Source organism: Synechococcus sp. CCY9201, assembly GCF_034931105.1.
In the GTDB taxonomy this organism is placed as follows: domain Bacteria; phylum Cyanobacteriota; class Cyanobacteriia; order PCC-6307; family Cyanobiaceae; genus CBW1002.
This window is the reverse complement of the sequence record NZ_JAYGIC010000105.1, coordinates 23,810-41,267: the sequence shown is the minus strand read 5'-3', so window position 1 is coordinate 41,267 and position 17,458 is coordinate 23,810. Positions and strand designations below refer to the sequence as shown.

Sequence of the window (17,458 nt, the reverse complement as noted above, 5' to 3'; positions counted from 1 at the left end):
GGAAGGTCTTGGGCTTGCTCATGCCCCATATTATCGACCAGATCCATTGAAGCCACTGAGATCTGGGCAGATTCAGGGGCGTCTGTGGAGCATGCGGGCGGTGATCTATGCGCGACAGGCTCCTAGGCCTCTGGGGCTTCCGCCACCACCAGTGAGATGGTGCCGGGACCTGCCATCAACGGCACCCCGATCGGCACAATCGCCGCTGCCGGATCGTCTGCCAGGCCACTTCCCTGCAACACCGGCTGACCCTCCAGCAGCCTCAACCCCAGGGGCAGCAGGATCAGCCCCCCAGCGATTCGGAAGGCCTGCAGGCTGATGCCGAACAAGCCGAGCAGCCCCGGCCCCCACCAGCAGGCCACGAGCAGAACAGCCCCATAGGTGAGCACCGCCAAACGACTGAGGCGCCGTAGTCGGGGCCCGCTTCCGGCACCGGCCTGGCCCACCACGCTGAGCAGACCCACCGGGTCACTCAGCGCCAGCAGACCCACCGCAGGATCTCGTCATATCGGACTGCAGGTGCCAGGCCGTGAGCAGGGTTTTGGCGATGCGCCTGAGCTCGGCAACGTGGTTGCAGGCATCGCCAGGGCCGCCGGGGGCTACCGGAGAACTGCGGCAGGCTGGACTGGCGCGCCCATCGCCCGGGTGAGTGACATCCGATCAGACCACTGAGCCTGCGACTTGAGGATGGCAGATAGATGGACCTGACTCTCTATCAGGCACGCATGCCCGCTATCGGGAAGCAGCAGGGTCGTTGCCCTCGGAAGACAGCGTTCCAATCGCCACGCCTCGTGCTGGGAAGGGAGGAGGCGATCCGCTCCTGAGGCCAGGATCAGAACAGGCTGACGAACGCGATCGATTGCAAGATCCTCCAGACGAAATTGCCGGAGCAATGCCAATCGCCAGGCGGCACTCTGGGGGCTGACTGCCTGCATGGCAGCCAGCAGCCGCTGCCGTCGTGGCCTGCTGACCCGGTGGGATGCAATCAAAAGATTGCAGAGACTGAGGGTGGAGAGGTGGTAGAGCGGTGCCGGCAACAGCTGAGTCAGCGAACTGCAGGCACTGATCCATGGTTGTCGCCGGGCAGATGAAGCGGGATTGACCAGAATCAACTGATCACACAGGTCTGGAAAGCGCGAGATCAGGCTCAACGCCAAACAACCTCCAAACGATTCGCCACAAACTGTGGTCGTGTGGCCAGGATGCCGTTGCTGCTCCACCCTGATCAGAGTGGCCACCCGCTCGGTCAGTTCGCCCCATCCTGTGCGGTCGTCTGGGGGAATGGACAAACTGCGGATGTCAAAGTGCGGGCTGAGTCCGGCAACCTGGGATTGCAGCAAGGTGCCACTGCCGTCCATGCCCGGCAAAAAGACAAATAATGGCCGAGATGGTGTTGCAGGCGTGCAAGGGATCAGCCGTAAAACCTTGGAGGTGGTGATCATGGATCTGGGAGCCTCAGCAGCGTCTGTGAGCCAAGAATTCAGCAATCTGGCTCCAACAGACCTGGGTGATTTCTCTGGCAACAGTGGCTCCGCTGCTGCCTCGATAACGGGATCTCAAACCCTTATCGATCAGCAGAGGATAGCCAAAGAAAATATCAACATGTCGATAGACGACCGCAGAATGCCAGCCATCACCTTGAAACAGTGCTTCCGATGGATCGAAACGCCGAAACCATTCAAGTGGTGCAAGCTTTCCCTGCTTTTCATCCCTTGAAGCGATGGCCACTGGCAGGATCGCCAGGTCATCCACCGGCGCCCTCAGGGCAAGATGGGCAAAACCCCTGTGGAACGGGCTCAGCTGATGGGGGGCGTTGACCTTCACCATCGGATCCGCGCCTTCGGGAAACACGCCTACCACCTGATTGTCTTGCAAAAACCTTGCTGACTTCAGAAAGAATGACGACTGCCTTCCTTGACCAGTCTCGAGCGGGAAGGCACCCATCAGCATCATTGCCTGCTGCAGTAGCGGCACTTGACTCATGTAATAGTGATAGACGAACCGCACCGGCCGACTGATCGCCGTCATCAGCAGGGGAGCATCAAAAAGACTGCGGTGGTTGCTGACAATGAGTAATCGATTCCTGGTGGGAATTCTCTCAAGATTGTGCAATGACGCTGAAATCCCTGCGGCACCCAGCAGGCTGCGTGACAGTTGCAAGGGGATGGGGTGTTGCATGCTTGCGATCTTTCCAGTCTCAGCAACGTGAAGGGCAAGCGGCTGGTTCCACCTGGCTGGAAGGACGCCACCTGATGCTGGCCTTGCCGTCAGGTGGTTCGGAGCAGGGAGGATCTGCGCCGCAGGCCCAGCGGCTCGAACCACTCGCGCAGCACCTGCCGTTTCCCTTGCCAGTGCGGTGCAATTCGGCACCCCAGTTGGATCTGCCCATGATCCAGCAGCCGTCCCAGCCGCTGCATCGCCGCTTGTTCGGACCTCGAAAAGCGACCCTGCTGGCTGACCAGCCAGTCGATCTCGGCCTGGGTGATCACCCCGGAACTGAGGCTCTCGAGGAACAGCTCGCCAGCGGTCATCGGCTTGTAACGGATCTGTTACATCCTGGCGATTCGGCGGGACCTCCGCGAGGTCTCCGCCACCGATCTGTTGCTCGGATGGCCTGCTGTGACTTGGCCCGGCCGCGCACCCGGCGCTTCACGCTCCTTCATAAGGCTTGCCATGATTTTTGCAAACGTTTCCTCCCAGTGTCCACGTCCACCCTGCTCGAGCTCTTCGTGGCCTTCATGGCCGCCTGCTTCGCCCTCTGGTTCGTCGCCCTCGGCAAGCCCGTCACCAGCTTTGCCCCTCCGGCTCGGCTCACGGCGCTGGCTCCCGCGGTGAAGGCCTATCTGAGGCCCGGCCCCATGGCGTCCTTCGGTCTGCTGCTGCTGCGGCTCACCATCGGCGCCCTGATGATTCACCACGGCCAGGAGAAGCTCGCCGATCCCCAGCAATTCGCCAACACCTATGTGGCCTCGCTGCACCTGCCCTTCCCGCTGTTTTTCGCCTATGCCGCCGGTTTCTCCGAGCTGATCGGCAGCTGGCTGGTGATCCTCGGCCTTCTCACACCCCTCGGCGCCCTGGCCCTGAGCGGCACGATGACCGTGGCGGCCTACCAGCACATCTCCACCGCCGGCTTCAACATCTACGTGCTCGAGCTGGTGCTGCTGTACCTGGGCGGCAGCCTTGCGCTGCTGTTCAACGGCCCTGGCCGCTTCTCCTTTGATGCCGGCATCATCCCGGCAGTGCTCGATGACATGAGCGTTGTCGCTGCCTCCGACTCGGCTGTGTCGTCTGGCGACGTTGGCGACCTGCTCGCGATTCCCGTGCCCGTGACCCACAGCCCCCGGGGTTGAGTGCCCTTGCCTGATGAGGCGGCGCCAGGCTGCAGGGCCAAGCAACGGTGTCGCTCTGCGGAGCTTCAGTCGGGGCGCTGCCCATCCCGACCTGGGCCTGCCTCCCATCGATGGCCACCTCATCGGGGAACAAGGCCGCCACAGCGGCTGGAGAACGATCGCACTCAGCCTCTTCACAGACGCCCCGTAATCTGCCCAGATCCCAGTGACTGCAATGGATTCGGGCGAGAGAATACGGTGTGCAGAAGCCCAGGTTCTTCCGTCCATGGCAGCCGGAGCAGACCACCTTGCTGCCGCCATCACCGAGTGACTGGCTCCCGGATGACCACCGGGTGTAGTTCCGGCTGGATCTAGTCGATGCGCTGGCTCTCTCACAGGTCTTGATCCCCGCTCTGGCCAAGGATCCCCGCGGGGAGAAGGGCTTTGATCCGCGGATGTAGCCGCAGGCTTCCGCGCAGCGGTTGACGATGCGGCTGCTTTACGCCTGCTACGAGGATCTGGCGTTCCGCGTGCTGACCGGTAATCAGCAACCTGATCACAGCCGCATCAGTGAAGTCCGGCGCCGCAACCTTGATGCCCTCAAAGGCCTGTTCATTCAGATCCCTGGCCGACTGGCCATCTCTGCCGTGCGGCACCAGAGAACTCGAGCAATCCAAACCACGCATGGATGCCCAGCCCTTCCTGCACGTCCGATCAGCCGGGCTGCGGATTCTCCCCGGTGAGGATCAGGAGCTGGTGAACGAAGGCACCTACGGCAAGGCCTGTGCCCTCTATCTGCAGGCGCAGCTCACGGCTCAGGGGTATGCGGTTCCGTTCTTCACCTGCGAAGACTGGGGATGGTGGGTGGAGATCCAGGGCCTGGGAAGGGTCTGCGGGATTGGGATCTACGGCAGGGCCCTCGATGATTCGGACGATCTTGATCTCTGCGTCACCGTGCATTTGCCCTCCACCAGTCGATGGCCCTGGTTTGGCACTCAGGCGCAGGACTCTTCGCCCGAAATTGCACGGCTGCAGGAACTGGTTCGAATGATCATTGAGGACGATCCAGAAAGTCACGATTCATGGTGAATCATCTGAGTTCCCCCTAGAGGGTTGTCCGTTCATCCGACCGGTAGGTTGTCGCGAGTCCTCCGGATGTTCGGCTGATGGCCCCGCGTCGCTCCAGTTTCCTTGCCGATTTCAAGGCCTTCATCAACAAGGGCAATGTGGTTGACCTTGCTGTAGCGGTGGTGATCGGCGGCGCCTTCGGCAAGGTGGTCGACGCAGTTGTGAGCCTGGTGATGACCAGCCTGCTGGAGCCCGCGCTCAAGGCTGCCCAGGTCGACTCGATCAACGCCTGGCCGGCCGGCGCCGTGATCGTGGCGCTGATCAACTTCCTGGTGATCGCCTTCGTGGTGTTCCTGATCGTGCGGGCGATCGAGGCCACCAAACGCAAGGAGGAGGCGGTGGCACCTCCCGATACTCAGGCCCAGCTGGCTTCGGCGGTGACCCGGTTAGCCGATGCCTTGGACAGGAAGGGTCTGTAGGGGCGGCCGCAAGAACCACCAGCTCGATCTCCAGCTCGAGATCACTGCGCGCGTAGGCGAGCTCAGCTGGGCCGACCGCACCTCGGACGCACCTACGGTGACTGAGCTGAATCTGGGAGTCGACCACCATCGGCCGCCGCGAGCGATCCACCACCTCAGGAGCCAGCCGAGGCTTTGCCTCCGGTCCACGAACCGTGAGCGCGCCACCAGGCGGTCCGGAAGAGCAGCTGGTGCAAAAACTGCGGCGGATCGAGGCCCTGTTCTCCAGGCCTGGCACAGACGGCGAGCGGATGGCGGCCGAGCGGGCCCGCGAGCGCATCCAGGGCCGTCTGCGGGAACTGGCGGCCGAGGAGCCCCCGGTGGAGTTCCGATTTTCCCTGGCCGACCAGTGGTCGCGGCACCTGTTCGTGGCCCTGCTGCGGCGCTACGGCATCCAGCCTTACCGGTATCGCGGCCAGCGGCGCACCACGGTGATGGCGCGGTTGAGCCGCCCCTTCGTGAATGAGACGCTCTGGCCGGAATTCCAGGAGCTGCAGCAGACCCTCTCGGCCTACTTCGATGCCCTCACCGACCGGGTGATCGAGCAGGCCCTGGAGGTGAAGGCGGGTGAAGCGGAGGAGCGGGCCGAGCCAGCGCAGCTGGAGCCGATGGACCATCAGGGGTCGTTGCTGTAGGGCGGCACCCGACGCCGCCCAAAGGCTCAGATTCAGATCAACCCGTACTCGATCCACAGGCCTGGCCTGCCAGAACAGATCACTGTGATCAAGGCCCTCTTGTCAAGCGTCAATCTGGGCAAGGCTGCCAACAGGAAACTTTCACCGGCCGATGTAAACGGAAGCGGGAGAAGCGCCACCTGGCTTGACAAATCAAGCCAAAGGCAAGACGATGCAAGCAAGAATTGGAGTCTTGATGACCTATATCCTGTCTGACTTCTTCCCTGGCGCCAGCGAGCAAGAGTACAGGGACGAGATTGCCGCAGTTCATCCCGGTGAGGGCTTGCCGGAAGGGCAGCTCCATCATTTTGCCGGTCAATCCGATGATGGTGTTCTGATCGTGACGATCTGGGATTCCAAGGAGTCTGCCGATCGATTCCTTTCCGACGTTCTGATGCCGCGCGTTTCGGCGTCGAATGGTCTTCGCGGTGAGCGTCAGCACCGTGGCGCCGTTGGTTTTTGATCTTTCGTTGGCAATACCAGGGGCGTGTTCGCCGATCGGCCCGACCGTTGCGGCCAGGCCCAGGATGCGCAGGGCTCGGGGGATGGGGTCCGTTTGGCCTGAACGCACCTCACCGAAGCGGGTCCCATCACCGGCAGACTGAACCAAGGTTTCAATGCCTTCCGATGAGTATCATTGCTAAGGTATTTGATAATCCTGAGGCCCTGTCGAGGGTGCCCCTCCTCGTCGCCAGCCGGGCACAGAGGGAGCTGGGTTTGCAGGGCAGTCCACCCCGGCCGGCTGGCCATCTCTGCCGTGCGGCACCTGAGAACTCGCGCAATGCAAACCACGCATGGATGCTCAGCCCTTCCTGCACATCCGATCAGCCGGGCTGCGGATGCTCCCCGGTGAGGATCAGGAGCTGGTGAATGAAGGCACCTACGGCAAGGCCTGTGCCCTCTATCTGCAGGCGCAGCTCACGGCTCGGGGGTATGCGGTTCCGTTCTTCACCTGCGAGGACTGGGGATGGTGGGTGGAGATCCTGGGCCTGGGAAGGGTCTGTGGGATTGGGATCTACGGCAGAACCATCGATGATTCGGAAGATCTTGATCTCTGTGTCACCGTGCTTACGCCCCTCGCCAGTCGATGGCCCTGGTTTGGCGCTCGGGCGCAGGAATCTTCTACCGAGATCGCCCGGCTGCAGGAAAGGCTTCGAATGATCTTTGAGGAAGATCCAGATATCTCGATCCTTGGTGAATCTTCTCAGTTCCCCCTAGGGTAAAGAGCATCACTGCCCCGCCCTGGAGGGAGGCCTGCTCCCCAGACCACGATGGAACCATCCGCTCTCGGCTGTCCGGCCCCACGTGATCGATTCCCGGGCCGCGAGAGGCTCTATCCCTGGATCTACAAGATCCGGGAAGACTTCGTATTCCAGAGCATCCATCGGGGTAAAACGTTTCACGCCGAATGGCTGCGGCTGGAGCCGGATGGAACAGTTACGATCAAGGCCAATGCCACCGGCTACGCCTGGGATGGCTGCACGCCCAAGTTCAGTGTGCTCGGCCTCTTCATTCTGGGCACGCCAGACGGACACATCGACATTGAGACCGGGAAGTCGCTCACCTATCACGCCTCCCTGGTTCACGATGCGTTCTATCAGTATCTCGAGGATGTTCCGATTCCCAAGCGGGAGATCGATCGCCAGTTCTACGACATGCTCAAGGAGCGGCGCTTTCCTCTGGCCTGGCTCTACTACAGGGCTGTTCTGTACTTCGGGGGCTGGGGTGTGAAGCAGCGCAACCTTTAACCAGCACCGGCACCCGCTTGAACGCCGGCGTGCCGCTCTCGGGATCCTTGTGCGGCCGCATCAGCACATTGGCCTCGGGGTAGAACATCAGCCCCGCGCCGCGGCGGATCGAGCCGGGGATCAGCTCGATCCCCTCCAGGGCGCCGGCCTCGCCCTGCACCAAGACGCGTTCATGGGCCCGCAGACCGCTGGCGGCCAGATCCTCGAGATTGATCAGCAGAGTGTGGCGGTGCGGCATGCCGCGGTACTGGTCGCCGGTCTTGTACACCACGGTGTTGTGCTGGCCGTAGCTGCGGGCGGTGATCAGGCTGAGCACCAGGCCCCGCTCGCCTTCCGCCAGGCCGCCGAAGTGCTCCGGGCCCGGCAGGGTGAGGTCGGGCAGGGGCGTGACGGCGAGCTGGGCGCGGCCGCTGGGGGTTGGGAAGCGCGGCTCGTGGAACACCCGGCCGGTCACCTCGAACTCGCGCCGGCTGGCGGCGCCATTCGATCGGAGCGCTGCCATTCCGGCGGTGGGCCAGCTCCGCCAGGAACTCCACCTCGCTGATCAGCTGGCCGCCACCTCGCGGGGCACCGCCGGTTGCAGTTCGGCGCCGATCGCCTCCACGCTCTTGAGGCAGCGCTGCAGCGGTTCCCCCAGTTCATCGCGGAAGCCGCCGTTCTGGCCGCCGGTGCCCCAGGCGCACGACAGGAAGGCACTTTTGTGGGTGAGGGTCTGCCAGAGCCGGGCTCCGGAGGGGCGGCGGCCGGCTGAGCTGCGGTTGGATCGGCTGCCATGCCGGGTGTGGCCGGGGGGTGCAGTGGCTATGCCGGCAGGGTTGTGATCGGTCAGCACGCCCGCTGGAGGATTCCGAGGAAACCATGAATCAACGGATTCAGAGGGCCTCTGGTCCTCCTCCCTCCGGGTAAGTTGAACCCTTGCTGTCGTTGTCGGCATGAACGTCGGTCTCCGCGTTGCCCTCCTTGCCGGGCTGGGCCTTGCCCTCTCCGCGCCCCATGCGTGGACGGCGGAAGTGCCCAGCGCCGCCACATCAGCCTGCATGACGGCGATCAACACGCAATACGCTGGCAAGGTGCGCAACCTCAAGGTGGTGCGCAGCGAGTTCTCCCAGGCCAATTCCGAAGTGATGGTGAAAGCCATCGGCGTGCGGGGTACCAGCGAGAACGAAACCTGGAGGTGCCTGGTGTCGAACAGCGGCAAGGTGGAAGATCTCTCCGTGGTTCCCTCCGCCCCGCGCAGCAGCAGTTCCAGCTCGGTGAGCGAAGCGGCCAAATCAGCCTGCATGACGGCGATCAACACGCAATACGCCGGCAAGGTGCGCAACCTCAAGGTGGTGCGCAGCGAGTTCTCCCAGGCCAACTCGGAGGTGATCATCAACGCGATCGGCGTGCGCGGCGGCTCCACCAATGAGAAGTGGCGCTGCCTGGTGTCGAATTCCGGCAAGGTGCAGGACCTGAGCGTGCTCGGCAACTGAAGACGCTGGCCCTGGTTCTTGCATGCCGCCGCATGGAATGCAATCCGCCTCCCTGCCGGACCCTGAGCAGCCGCGGCCTCCTCGAGGCGCCCAGCGCGCCATGCAGGAATGGGAGGTCAGCCTTCTCGGCAAAGACTGCCGGGAAGCGGTGAGCCAGCTCTTCACCGAGGTGTTCACAGCCTCCGAAGGTGCGCAGGAAGGCTTGCTGGTGGGCCGGCTTGCCTCTGCACTGTCCGCCCTGATCGACGATCAGGAGGTGATCGCCTTCGGGGCCCAGCAGGCAGGCTCCCTGCTGGGCTGCCTCTTCTTCACCCGCCTGCACTTTGCGCAGCATCAGATTCGTATCGACCTGCTCGCTCCGTTGGCGGTGAGCACGGCCCATCAGCGCCAAGGCATCGGCCTGGGGCTGATCCATCACGGTCTGCAGGAGCTCAGGCGCCGCTCGCTGGCGGCGGTGCTCACCTACGGCGACCCCGCCTTCTATGGACAAGCGGGATTCAGGCCTCTGGCGCAGGAGGTGATCCAGCCGCCGCTGCAGCTCTCTCGGCCGGAGGGATGGCTCGGCCGTTCGCTCACGGCAGAGGGCATTCCCGCCATCCCGGAGCGCCCCACCTGCGTGGAGCCCTTCCGGGATCCGGTGTACTGGTGATGCCCTGCCCCCAGGCGGTGTCCAGAGGCGGCTGGGCTCAGCCCAGCCCTTCCAGTCGCCCCCGGGCCAGCGTCGCCTGAGCTTCGGCTTCGGCCAGGTTGGCGCGGCACTCCGCCACCACCTCCGGGGGAGCCTTGCCGGCGAAGTTGGGATTGGCGAGGCGGCTGGCCAGGCCCTTGATCTCCTTCTCGGCCTTGGCGATGTCCTTCTCGAGGCGGCCGCGCAGGGCATCGAGATCCACCAGGCCCTCGATCGGCAGCAGCACCTGCAGTTCGCCGCTCACGGCGGCGAGGCAGCGTTCGCTCGCCGCAGCCTGGGTTGAGGCAGCTGGATCGCGCACCTCCACGGAGGCGGCGCGGGTGAGGGCGGTGATGTCGCCGCTGGCTGCGTTCAGCACCGCCGCCAGCTCCGGCCGTCCGGTGACGAACACCACCGGCGCCGGTTGGGAGGGCTTGAGGCCGGCCACGGCCCGCAGGTTGCGCACCACCCGGATCGCCTCGATCAGTTCGGCGAACTGGGCTTCCAGGGAGGCGTCAAGGGCGGCCTCGTCCACGGCGGGCCAGGGCTGCAGGGCCAGGAAGGTGCCCTCGGGTGCGCCGGTGAGCCCGTGCCAGAGCTCCTCGCTGAGGTGGGGCATCAGCGGATGCAGCAGCACCAGCAGCTCCGTCAGCACCTTGGCGAGCACCTGGCGGGCCACACGCTGATCGGCCAGGGCTGCGGCGCTGAGCGGCTCGCCCGGGGTGCAGGCCTCGCTGGCAGGGCGGGGATTGAGCCGCCGCTTGAGCAGCTCGATCGTCCAGTCGCACACCTCGTTCCAGGCGAACTCGTAGAGCCCCTTGGCGGCTTCCCCGAGGCCGTAGCTGCCGTAGCGCTCGGCCGTTTCGCGGTTCACCCGCGCCAGGCGCGAGAGGATCCAGCGGTCCGCCAGGGTCAGCGCAGCCGGATCGGGATTGCCGAGGCTGGCGGGGGTCTCCCCCCCGAGATTCATCAGGGCGAAGCGGGTGGCGTTCCAGAGCTTGTTGGCGAAGTTGCGCGCCGCCTCCACCGTGGCGGAGCTGCCGTCCTTGCGGTCGTAGTCGAGGCGGATGTCCTGGCCGGCGCCGGCCACTTCGCGCACCAGGGCGAAGCGCAGAGCGTCGGCGCCGTAGCGCTCGATCAGGGGCAGGGGGTCGATGCCGTTGCCGGCGCTCTTGCTCATCTTGCGGTTGTTTTCATCCCGCACCAGGCCGTGAATCATCACGTCACGGAAGGGGATCCAGGTGTCGCGGCCGCCGACCGGTACCTCGCCCTCCTGCAGAAAGGCGCCGGAGAGCATCGTCATCCGCGCCACCCAGAAAAAGATGATGTCGAAGCCGGTCACCAGCACGCTGGTGGGATACCAGGTGGCCAGATCGGCGCTGCTTTCATCGGGCCAGCCCAGGGTGGAGAAGGGCCAGAGGCCGCTGGAGAACCAGGTGTCGAGCACGTCGGGGTCCTGCTCCAGCTGCAGCTCCCGCCCGGCCGCCCGGCTGGCTTCACCGAACTGGGTCTCCGCTTTGGCCTGGGCTTCGGCCGCATCGCGCGCCACCACGTAGGGGGTGGCGTCGGTGATCACGCCGCCGGTCTCGCTCACCACGAACCAGGCGGGGATGCGGTGGCCCCACCAGAGCTGGCGGCTGATGCACCAGTCGCGGATGTCGGTGAGCCAGTCGCGGTAGACCTTCTCCCAGCGCTGGGGCACGAAGCGGGGCTCACCGCGATCAAGGGCCTCGCGGCAGCGGGCCGCCAGCGGCTCGGCTCGTGCGAACCACTGGGTGGAGAGCAGCGGCTCCACCGGCACCTTGCCCCGATCCGAGAACGGCACGCTGTGGCGGTGGGGTTCCACCTTCACCAGGAAGCCTTCGGCCTCCATGGCGGCCACCACCGCCTGGCGTGCCTCGAAGCGATCCAGCCCGGCGAAGCGGCCGGCGGCGGCGTTCATGGTGCCGTCCTTCGCCATCACCGTGATCAGCGGCAGGCCATGGCGGCAGCCGATGGCGAAGTCGTTGGGGTCGTGGGCGGGGGTCACCTTGACGCAGCCGGTGCCGAAGGCGGGATCGACGTGCTCATCGGCCACGATCGGAATCTCTCGGCCCACCAGCGGCAGGGTGATCGTCTGGCCCACCAGGGCGGCGTAGCGGGGGTCGGTGGGGTGCACCGCCACGCCGGTGTCGCCCAGCAGGGTTTCGGGGCGGGTGGTGGCGACCACCAGGTGATCGACGCTGTCGGCACCGTTCTCGCTGCCATGGGCGGCTGAACCCTTGGCGCCAGCCGTGAGCGGATAGCGGAAGTGCCAGAGGTGCCCGTCGAGCTCCTTCATCTCCACCTCCAGATCGCTCACCGCCGATCCCGAGGCTGGGCACCAGTTCACCAGGTACTCACCCCGGTAGATCAGCCCCTGCTCGTGCAGGCGCACGAAGGCCTCCACCACGGCTTTGTTGAGACCGGGATCGAGGGTGAAGCGCTCCCGCTTCCAGTCCACCGAATAGCCCAGCCGCCGCAGCTGACCCACGATCGTGCCGCCGCTCTCGTCCTTCCAGCTCCAGGCGCGCTCGAGGAAGGCGTCGCGGCCCAGGTCATCCTTGCTGCCGCCCTCGGCCTTGATCTGCTTCTCCAGGATCGACTGCACCGCGATCGAAGCGTGGTCGGTGCCGGGCAGACACAACACGTTCTTGCCGCGCAGGCGCTGGAAACGCACGATCGTGTCGATCAGGGCCGTCTCGAAGCCGTGGCCCATGTGCAGGCTGCCGGTCACGTTCGGCGGCGGAATGACTACCGAGAAGGGCTCACCCGGTGCGTTCGGATCGGGGTGGAAGGCACCGGCCGCTTCCCAGGCCGCCTGCCAGCGGGCTTCGGTGCCGGCCGGGTCGTAGGTCTTGGGCAGGGCGGCCTCGGCCATGGAAACGGTGCACCGGCGGTGGTCCCATGGTCTCAAAGCGACCCTGTCCCTGCGCTTGCTTCGGCGGCGCCCCAGCTCAGCCTGTCGCGAGCCTCGCCAGGTAATCCTCGAGCCGACCCGCATTGATCCAGCCGGTGGCGATCGTTTTGGTGTGGGTGTGACTCACCCGCCCCCGGTGAATGTGGGAGAGCCCGGCCGGAAAGATCACGAGCTTGCCCCGCTCGGCCTCCTCGTGGTGCTCCTGCCAGTGGAACTCGGTGCCCCCCTCCGGCAGGCTGTTGCCATAGAGGATCCAGGCGAGCACGCGGCGATTCGGCTCGGTGGCCTCCTCGCTCAGGGTCCAGTCGCAGTGCCAGCTCCTGAAGCCTTCCCCGGGGGCGTAGCGCTGCAGGTTGAAGATCGGGTTGACGAACAGGGCCTGCTCCGGGCAGCACTGGCGCAGCAAGGGACGCTCTTTCAGGTACTGGTTCAGACCGGCGGTCACGCCGCGCACGATCACCTCCGCCAGGGCAAAGGCCTCCGGATCGCTGCGGTCGATGGCCACCAGGCTGATGTCGGTGGAGATCTTGTCGGGCTCCTGGTCGCCGCCGGCCGCTGCCGCGCCCTGCCCTTCTGCGCTCCGACCCTCTGCGCCACCTGAGGAGAAGGCCACACCGCGGCGGTGCAGGTCGGGGCGGCGATCGAAGAAGGCGATCACCCCATCGGCGAGGGCTTCGTATCCGGCATTCCGGTAAGAGGCGATCAGGCGCATGGGCCTTCTCCAGCCGTGCCGTCCGTGCCGACCGCGCTGCCGGCGGCGTGTCCGTTCCCATTCTGGGCCCAGGGCACCGCCAGCACGGCCTCCAGGGCCTGCCAGCGCTCCGGCTCCACCACCCGCTCTCTCAGGCCCAGCTGCTCCAGGGCCGCTGCCGCCAGCTGCTGATCCACCGGCCCCTCGCCCGTCAGGGGCAGCACCAGCACCTGCTGCTCGGCCGGATCCGCCATCACCTGCAGACCGAGATCCTCCAGCTCCCGCTCGAAGAACAGGCGCCGCATCCGGCGGGTGAGCACCGGCCCCAGGGCGGCAGCGAAGGCCTCCAGGTCATCGCGCTCGCGGCCGGAGCCGCAGTTGAGCGCCAGCCAGATCAGCAGCTTCGCCCAGCTGTCGCGGGTCCAGAGGGGCGCAAAGCTCTGGCGGTGCTGACGCACCAGTTCGGCGATGGCGAAGTCGAACAGGGTGGCCTGCAGCGCCGCAGCTGAGGCCTGGGAATCGGAAGCCATCGGCCCATCCTCCCGCCAAGGTCGCCGCCAGCGGGCAAACTGCAGAGGCAACGTCCCTGGAGACGCCTGATGCCCCTGGATCTCAACGACCCGGAGCTCGAGTTCGCCGATCTGGTGACCGCCTACCAGAGCTGGGTGATGGCCGTCATCAACGACGAGAAGCTCGGTGGTGAGCCCCTGCTCACCGAGGACATCGCCGACGATGCCCTGAATGCGATGCGCTTCCTGCCCGATGTGGTGACCAGCGCCATCGAAACCACCCTCGCCCGCGTCTATGACGTCGATCCCGACGAACTGGCCTCGCTGCTCTACCCCGAGGACTGACCCGCGTGGCCTCAGGCGCCTACGTGCTCGGAACCGAGCCACCCGAGCGGGAGCGGCTGCGCCTGCAGCATGAGGTCTGGTTGCCCCTGGCCCAGGCGGCCTGGGAGCGGGCCCAGCTGGCACCGGGTCAACGGGTGCTCGATCTGGGAGCTGGACCGGGCTTCTGCAGTGTGGAGCTTGCCCGGGCGGTGGGGGCGAAAGGGCGGGTGCTGGCGCTGGAGCACAGCGACACCTACGTGGACCACGCCCGTGCGGCGGCGGCTGCCGCCAACCTCGGGCAGCTGGAGGTGCGCCGCCACGATCTCGCCGGCGATGGCCCGTTCGACTGGAAGCGGGAGGCCGGCAGCTTCGATCTGGCCTGGAGCCGCTGGCTGGCCATGTTCCTCCCCCGGCTGGAACCCTTTCTGGCCCTGGTCGGGGAGGGGCTGAGGCCGGGCGGCCGCTTCGTGGCCCATGAATACATGCACTGGGACACGTTCGCCCTTCATCCCTATGGCGAGGCCGTGGACCGCTTCGGCAGGGCCGTGCGGGCCAGCTTCCGCGAGGCCGGTGGCGATGAGGATGTCAACCGGCGCCTGCCGGCCCTGTTGGTGAGCCGTGGCTTCCGCATCGACGATCTGCGGCCCCTGCCGGTGCTGGGACGTGGCGGCGATGGCTGGTCTCAATGGATGGAGCGGTTCGTGAGCCTCTACGGCGAGGAGCTGATCCGCCAGGGCCGCTGGAGTGAGGCCGATGCCGAGGAGGCGGTGGCGGAAATGGCGGCGGCACGCTCCGATCCCGGTAGCTACTGGGTCGGGCCCACGGTGCTCGAACTGCGGGCCACGCGGGTGGGCACCTGACGGATGGCTGAGCGGCCTTGGCAGAAGCGACGCTTGCAGCTGTGGCTCCGGCACCATTCCCCTGTGGCCCTGCCCCTGGCGTTGTTGCTGCTGGTGATCGGGGGCTGGTCGCTGAAGAGCGCGGTGCAGTGGCTCGGCAGGGATGCCGATTCCGCCAGCCCTGCGCTGCGCTCGAAGCTGCAGGGCATGGCCCTGGAGAGCCTGGAGTCGGTGTCCGGTCCGCCCCTGAGGGGCACCCTCTACATGGGAATCGTGATCGACCCGGACCGCATCCTCAACCCTGAGGCCTATGGGGATCTGAACAAACGGGTACAAAGTCTCACCAATGCATTCCGCACCGTTCATCCCGGCGTGACGGTGCAGGTGCAGTTGTTCCGCAGTGACAGCGTCATCCCGAAACTGAAAGCCAGGGTGCGCAGCGGTCTCGGTCCTGACCTGCTGGTGGCCAGTGGACTGATCGCCGGTGATCTGCATGCGATGGGCCTCTCCGACTCTGTGCAGCTGACGGCGCAGGAACAGCAGCAGTTCCATCCGGCATCCCTTGCTCGCCTGCGACTGCCGAATGGGCGGCTGAGCGGCGTGCCTCTCTTGTATTTCCCAGAGGTGATCTGCTTCAACCGCAGCAAGCTGAAGACCAGTCCAGCCACTCTCGAGGAGCTGCTGCAGGCCAGTGCAGAGGGCCTGCGGGTGGGGCTGGCCACCAATCCGATCAACATCTATTGGACGGCCGGTGCCCTCGGCGCCAATCAGGCTCTCGTGACGGTGATGCGGGGCAAACCACTCCAGCCGGAGCTGCGCCAGCGGTTGCTGGGCTGGCTGCGCTGGTTGCAGTCCGCCAGCCTGCAGCAGCGGGTCACCTTCTATGCCGATCAGGGGCAGGTGCTGGACGACTTCCTCCACGACCGGCTCGACTGGATCAGCTGCAGCAGCACCAACTTCTCGACCCTCCAGCGCCAGCTGGGTCCGCGGCTGGGGGTCGCGACCATGCCATCCGGCCCCGGCGGTGAGCCCACCCCGATTTCGCGGGAGCGGGTGATGGTGCTCGGCAAGGGCTCCAGCCCGGATCAGCGCCGGATTGCCAAGGCGATGGCGAGCTTTGCGATCAATCCCCTGATTCAGCGCAGCATGACGATCGGCACCTTCTCCCTGCTGCCGGTGAACCGGTTCGTACCGCCACCGGTGAGCAGCTCCTCGACCCTGGAGGCGCTGGTGGAATCCCAGCGCCAATCGAATGCCACCGAGCCGCTGCTGGATCTGCTCCATGCAGGCGATCCCCGTCAGGAGGCGCTGGCCCAGACCCTGGTGCAGCTGGTGTTCGGTGCCCTCAGCCCTGAGGCGGCCACCGAGGCCCTGATCCGCGATCTCCGGCCTTTGCCTTCCCTCCAGGCCAGCCGATGATGCAGTTGCTGCAGGATTTCTTCGGCTGGTTCGGTTATCTCGAGCGGCCCTCCGTGCTGGGCCAGATGTTGCTGGTGCTCCTGCCCCTGGTGGGGCTGCATCTGTTGCGAAGGCGGTTGCGCCGCCGCTCTCCTCTGGTTCCTCTGCTTCTGCCCCTCACCCTGGCTCTGATCGGTCTGGGAACTGGCCTGCTGGCCTGGGCTGGTCAGCCCTACGGGTTGGCCCTGCTTCTGCTGCAGCTGCGTGCAGCCTGGTTCGGGCTGGATCTGCTGCAGCTCCTGCTGACGAAGGTGCTCCCCTCCGGACTCCTGCATCAGCTGCAGAGTCGTCTGATTCGTCCGGCTTTTCTGCTGCTGGCGGGGATAGCCCTGATCGACCAACTCGACACCCTCGACGACCTGGCGCTGATCTCAGTCGGCACCTGGTTCGGAGTGCCGCTGGATCTGAGCAGGCTGTTTCTGGCGCTGGTGATCCTCTATCTGGTGGTGGTGGGCTCAGGCCCTCTGGCTGCGGCCCTGGCCCTGTTGGTCAAGAAGGTGCTCGAGATCGATGAGGGCAGTCGCCGTGCCGTGCAGTTGCTGTTCCGCTACCTCGTGGTGGCGATCGGCGTGGTCTGGGTCTGCAGCCATCTCGGGCTCAACGCCACGGCGATCCTGGCGATCGCCGGCGGGCTCTCGGTGGGGCTGGGCTTCGGCATCAAGGAGGTGTTCTCCAATTTCGTCAGCGGCCTCTGGCTGCTGTTCGAGGGGTCGGTGCGGCCCGGTGCAGTGCTGTTCATCGATGGGGATCCCTGCGAGGTGCGTAGCCTCGGTCTGCGGGCGGCGGTGCTCTGGCGCGACCGCGACAACGCCGAGCTGGTCATCCCCAACCAGACCTTCTTCACCAGTACCACCACGACCTACACCGGCAGCGATCGGATGCGGCGCTCCCAGGTCAGTGTGGGAGCGGCCTATCGCCATGATCCCGAGCAGGTGGTGGCGCTGCTGGAGGCCACGGCCCGTGCCCAGGCGCGTGTGTTGCCCTCGCCGCCGCCCAAGGCGCTGGTGCTGGCTTATGGCGAATCGTCGATCGATTACGCCCTGCGTTTCTGGATCGCCAATCCGATGGACAACGTGTCGATCTGCAGCGAGGTGAATATGGCGGTCTGGAAGGCTTTTGACGCGGCGGGCATCGAGATTCCCTTCCCCCAGAGGGTCGTCAAGACCATCGAGGCGCCCAGTCCCGTGTCCGTTCCTCCCTCAGCGCCTGATCGATAGGGTTCG

Annotated in this window: 24 protein-coding genes; 14 read left to right on the top strand and 10 right to left on the bottom strand. The window is 65.6% G+C overall.

The features are described from left to right. Positions 1-122: 122 nt before the first annotated feature. The 4 genes from VB716_RS10410 to VB716_RS10395 form a co-directional block, all read right to left on the bottom strand. Positions 123-491, bottom strand: a complete 369-nt coding sequence (locus VB716_RS10410) for a MarC family protein (protein ID WP_323270401.1) — start codon at positions 489-491, stop codon at positions 123-125. Between the two features lie 108 nt (positions 492-599). Next, complete coding sequence (locus tag VB716_RS10405) at positions 600-1,442, bottom strand: alpha/beta hydrolase (protein ID WP_323270400.1); 843 nt, start codon at positions 1,440-1,442, stop codon at positions 600-602. Positions 1,443-1,455: 13 nt separating this feature from the next. Then, complete coding sequence (locus tag VB716_RS10400; protein ID WP_322758035.1) at positions 1,456-2,178, bottom strand: lysophospholipid acyltransferase family protein; 723 nt, start codon at positions 2,176-2,178, stop codon at positions 1,456-1,458. An 89-nt stretch (positions 2,179-2,267) separates the two neighbouring features. Beyond that, the gene (locus VB716_RS10395; RefSeq protein WP_322758036.1) at positions 2,268-2,531 is read right to left on the bottom strand and encodes a hypothetical protein; all 264 of its coding nucleotides are present in this window, start codon (positions 2,529-2,531) and stop codon (positions 2,268-2,270) included. 168 nt (positions 2,532-2,699) lie between these two features. Between VB716_RS10395 and VB716_RS10390 the strand changes: the two genes are divergently transcribed. From VB716_RS10390 to VB716_RS10355, 8 genes are all read left to right on the top strand, one after another. After that, positions 2,700-3,350: a DoxX family protein gene (locus tag VB716_RS10390; protein ID WP_231598096.1), complete on the top strand. Its 651-nt coding sequence runs from the start codon at positions 2,700-2,702 to the stop codon at positions 3,348-3,350. A 467-nt stretch (positions 3,351-3,817) separates the two neighbouring features. Beyond that, a complete protein-coding gene (locus VB716_RS17465; RefSeq protein WP_416238101.1) occupies positions 3,818-4,072 on the top strand; it encodes a transposase in 255 nt (84 codons plus the stop codon). After that, complete coding sequence (locus VB716_RS10380) at positions 4,014-4,418, top strand: hypothetical protein (RefSeq protein ID WP_323270399.1); 405 nt, start codon at positions 4,014-4,016, stop codon at positions 4,416-4,418. The genes VB716_RS17465 and VB716_RS10380 overlap by 59 nt, the downstream gene beginning before the upstream one ends. A gap of 77 nt (positions 4,419-4,495) precedes the next feature. Further along, on the top strand, positions 4,496-4,876 hold the full coding sequence (gene mscL / locus VB716_RS10375) for a large conductance mechanosensitive channel protein MscL (protein WP_197158170.1): 381 nt from the start codon (positions 4,496-4,498) through the stop codon (positions 4,874-4,876). A gap of 194 nt (positions 4,877-5,070) precedes the next feature. Continuing rightward, positions 5,071-5,550: a hypothetical protein gene (locus VB716_RS10370; RefSeq protein WP_323270398.1), complete on the top strand. Its 480-nt coding sequence runs from the start codon at positions 5,071-5,073 to the stop codon at positions 5,548-5,550. A gap of 235 nt (positions 5,551-5,785) precedes the next feature. Continuing rightward, positions 5,786-6,052: a hypothetical protein gene (locus tag VB716_RS10365; RefSeq protein WP_197158174.1), complete on the top strand. Its 267-nt coding sequence runs from the start codon at positions 5,786-5,788 to the stop codon at positions 6,050-6,052. A 331-nt stretch (positions 6,053-6,383) separates the two neighbouring features. Further along, the gene (locus VB716_RS10360; RefSeq protein ID WP_323270397.1) at positions 6,384-6,812 is read left to right on the top strand and encodes a hypothetical protein; all 429 of its coding nucleotides are present in this window, start codon (positions 6,384-6,386) and stop codon (positions 6,810-6,812) included. A gap of 48 nt (positions 6,813-6,860) precedes the next feature. Beyond that, positions 6,861-7,337 (top strand): hypothetical protein, encoded by a 477-nt coding sequence (locus tag VB716_RS10355; protein WP_322758042.1) that lies wholly within the window; start codon positions 6,861-6,863, stop codon positions 7,335-7,337. Here VB716_RS10355 and VB716_RS10350 read toward each other — a convergent pair. From VB716_RS10350 to VB716_RS10340, 3 genes are read right to left on the bottom strand one after another with little or no spacing between them, the layout of a single operon-like run. Beyond that, positions 7,249-7,839, bottom strand: a complete 591-nt coding sequence (locus tag VB716_RS10350; RefSeq protein WP_322758043.1) for a molybdopterin dinucleotide binding domain-containing protein — start codon at positions 7,837-7,839, stop codon at positions 7,249-7,251. The genes VB716_RS10355 and VB716_RS10350 overlap by 89 nt on opposite strands. Positions 7,840-7,881: 42 nt before the next feature. After that, positions 7,882-8,169: a hypothetical protein gene (locus VB716_RS10345; RefSeq protein WP_322758044.1), complete on the bottom strand. Its 288-nt coding sequence runs from the start codon at positions 8,167-8,169 to the stop codon at positions 7,882-7,884. A 40-nt stretch (positions 8,170-8,209) separates the two neighbouring features. Then, the gene (locus VB716_RS10340; protein WP_323248868.1) at positions 8,210-8,332 is read right to left on the bottom strand and encodes a hypothetical protein; all 123 of its coding nucleotides are present in this window, start codon (positions 8,330-8,332) and stop codon (positions 8,210-8,212) included. A 42-nt stretch (positions 8,333-8,374) separates the two neighbouring features. Between VB716_RS10340 and VB716_RS10335 the strand changes: the two genes are divergently transcribed. Continuing rightward, positions 8,375-8,809, top strand: coding sequence for a hypothetical protein (locus VB716_RS10335; protein WP_323248870.1), 435 nt, complete (start codon positions 8,375-8,377; stop codon positions 8,807-8,809). 100 nt (positions 8,810-8,909) lie between these two features. After that, complete coding sequence (locus tag VB716_RS10330) at positions 8,910-9,458, top strand: N-acetyltransferase (RefSeq protein WP_323270396.1); 549 nt, start codon at positions 8,910-8,912, stop codon at positions 9,456-9,458. Between the two features lie 37 nt (positions 9,459-9,495). On the opposite strand, the gene VB716_RS10325 is transcribed toward VB716_RS10330, so the two are convergent. The 3 genes from VB716_RS10325 to VB716_RS10315 all read right to left on the bottom strand — a co-directional run bounded on the left by VB716_RS10325 (position 9,496) and on the right by VB716_RS10315 (position 13,635). After that, positions 9,496-12,375, bottom strand: coding sequence for a valine--tRNA ligase (locus VB716_RS10325; protein WP_323270395.1), 2,880 nt, complete (start codon positions 12,373-12,375; stop codon positions 9,496-9,498). Positions 12,376-12,451: 76 nt separating this feature from the next. Continuing rightward, positions 12,452-13,126 carry a 2OG-Fe(II) oxygenase gene (locus VB716_RS10320; RefSeq protein ID WP_197158183.1) on the bottom strand — a complete coding sequence of 225 codons (675 nt, stop codon included), beginning with the start codon at positions 13,124-13,126 and terminating at the stop codon, positions 12,452-12,454. Beyond that, positions 13,117-13,635: a protein phosphatase gene (locus VB716_RS10315; RefSeq protein WP_322758049.1), complete on the bottom strand. Its 519-nt coding sequence runs from the start codon at positions 13,633-13,635 to the stop codon at positions 13,117-13,119. The genes VB716_RS10320 and VB716_RS10315 overlap by 10 nt, the downstream gene beginning before the upstream one ends. A gap of 69 nt (positions 13,636-13,704) precedes the next feature. On the opposite strand from VB716_RS10315, the gene VB716_RS10310 reads away from it, so the two are divergent. From VB716_RS10310 to VB716_RS10295, 4 genes are all read left to right on the top strand, one after another. Then, positions 13,705-13,959 carry a hypothetical protein gene (locus tag VB716_RS10310; protein WP_197158187.1) on the top strand — a complete coding sequence of 85 codons (255 nt, stop codon included), beginning with the start codon at positions 13,705-13,707 and terminating at the stop codon, positions 13,957-13,959. Positions 13,960-13,964: 5 nt separating this feature from the next. Further along, positions 13,965-14,798, top strand: a complete 834-nt coding sequence (locus tag VB716_RS10305; RefSeq protein WP_323270394.1) for a methyltransferase domain-containing protein — start codon at positions 13,965-13,967, stop codon at positions 14,796-14,798. Positions 14,799-14,861: 63 nt separating this feature from the next. Beyond that, complete coding sequence (locus VB716_RS10300; RefSeq protein ID WP_323270393.1) at positions 14,862-16,196, top strand: extracellular solute-binding protein; 1,335 nt, start codon at positions 14,862-14,864, stop codon at positions 16,194-16,196. Continuing rightward, positions 16,193-17,452 (top strand): mechanosensitive ion channel family protein, encoded by a 1,260-nt coding sequence (locus tag VB716_RS10295; RefSeq protein WP_323270392.1) that lies wholly within the window; start codon positions 16,193-16,195, stop codon positions 17,450-17,452. The genes VB716_RS10300 and VB716_RS10295 overlap by 4 nt, the downstream gene beginning before the upstream one ends. Positions 17,453-17,458 lie beyond the last annotated feature (6 nt).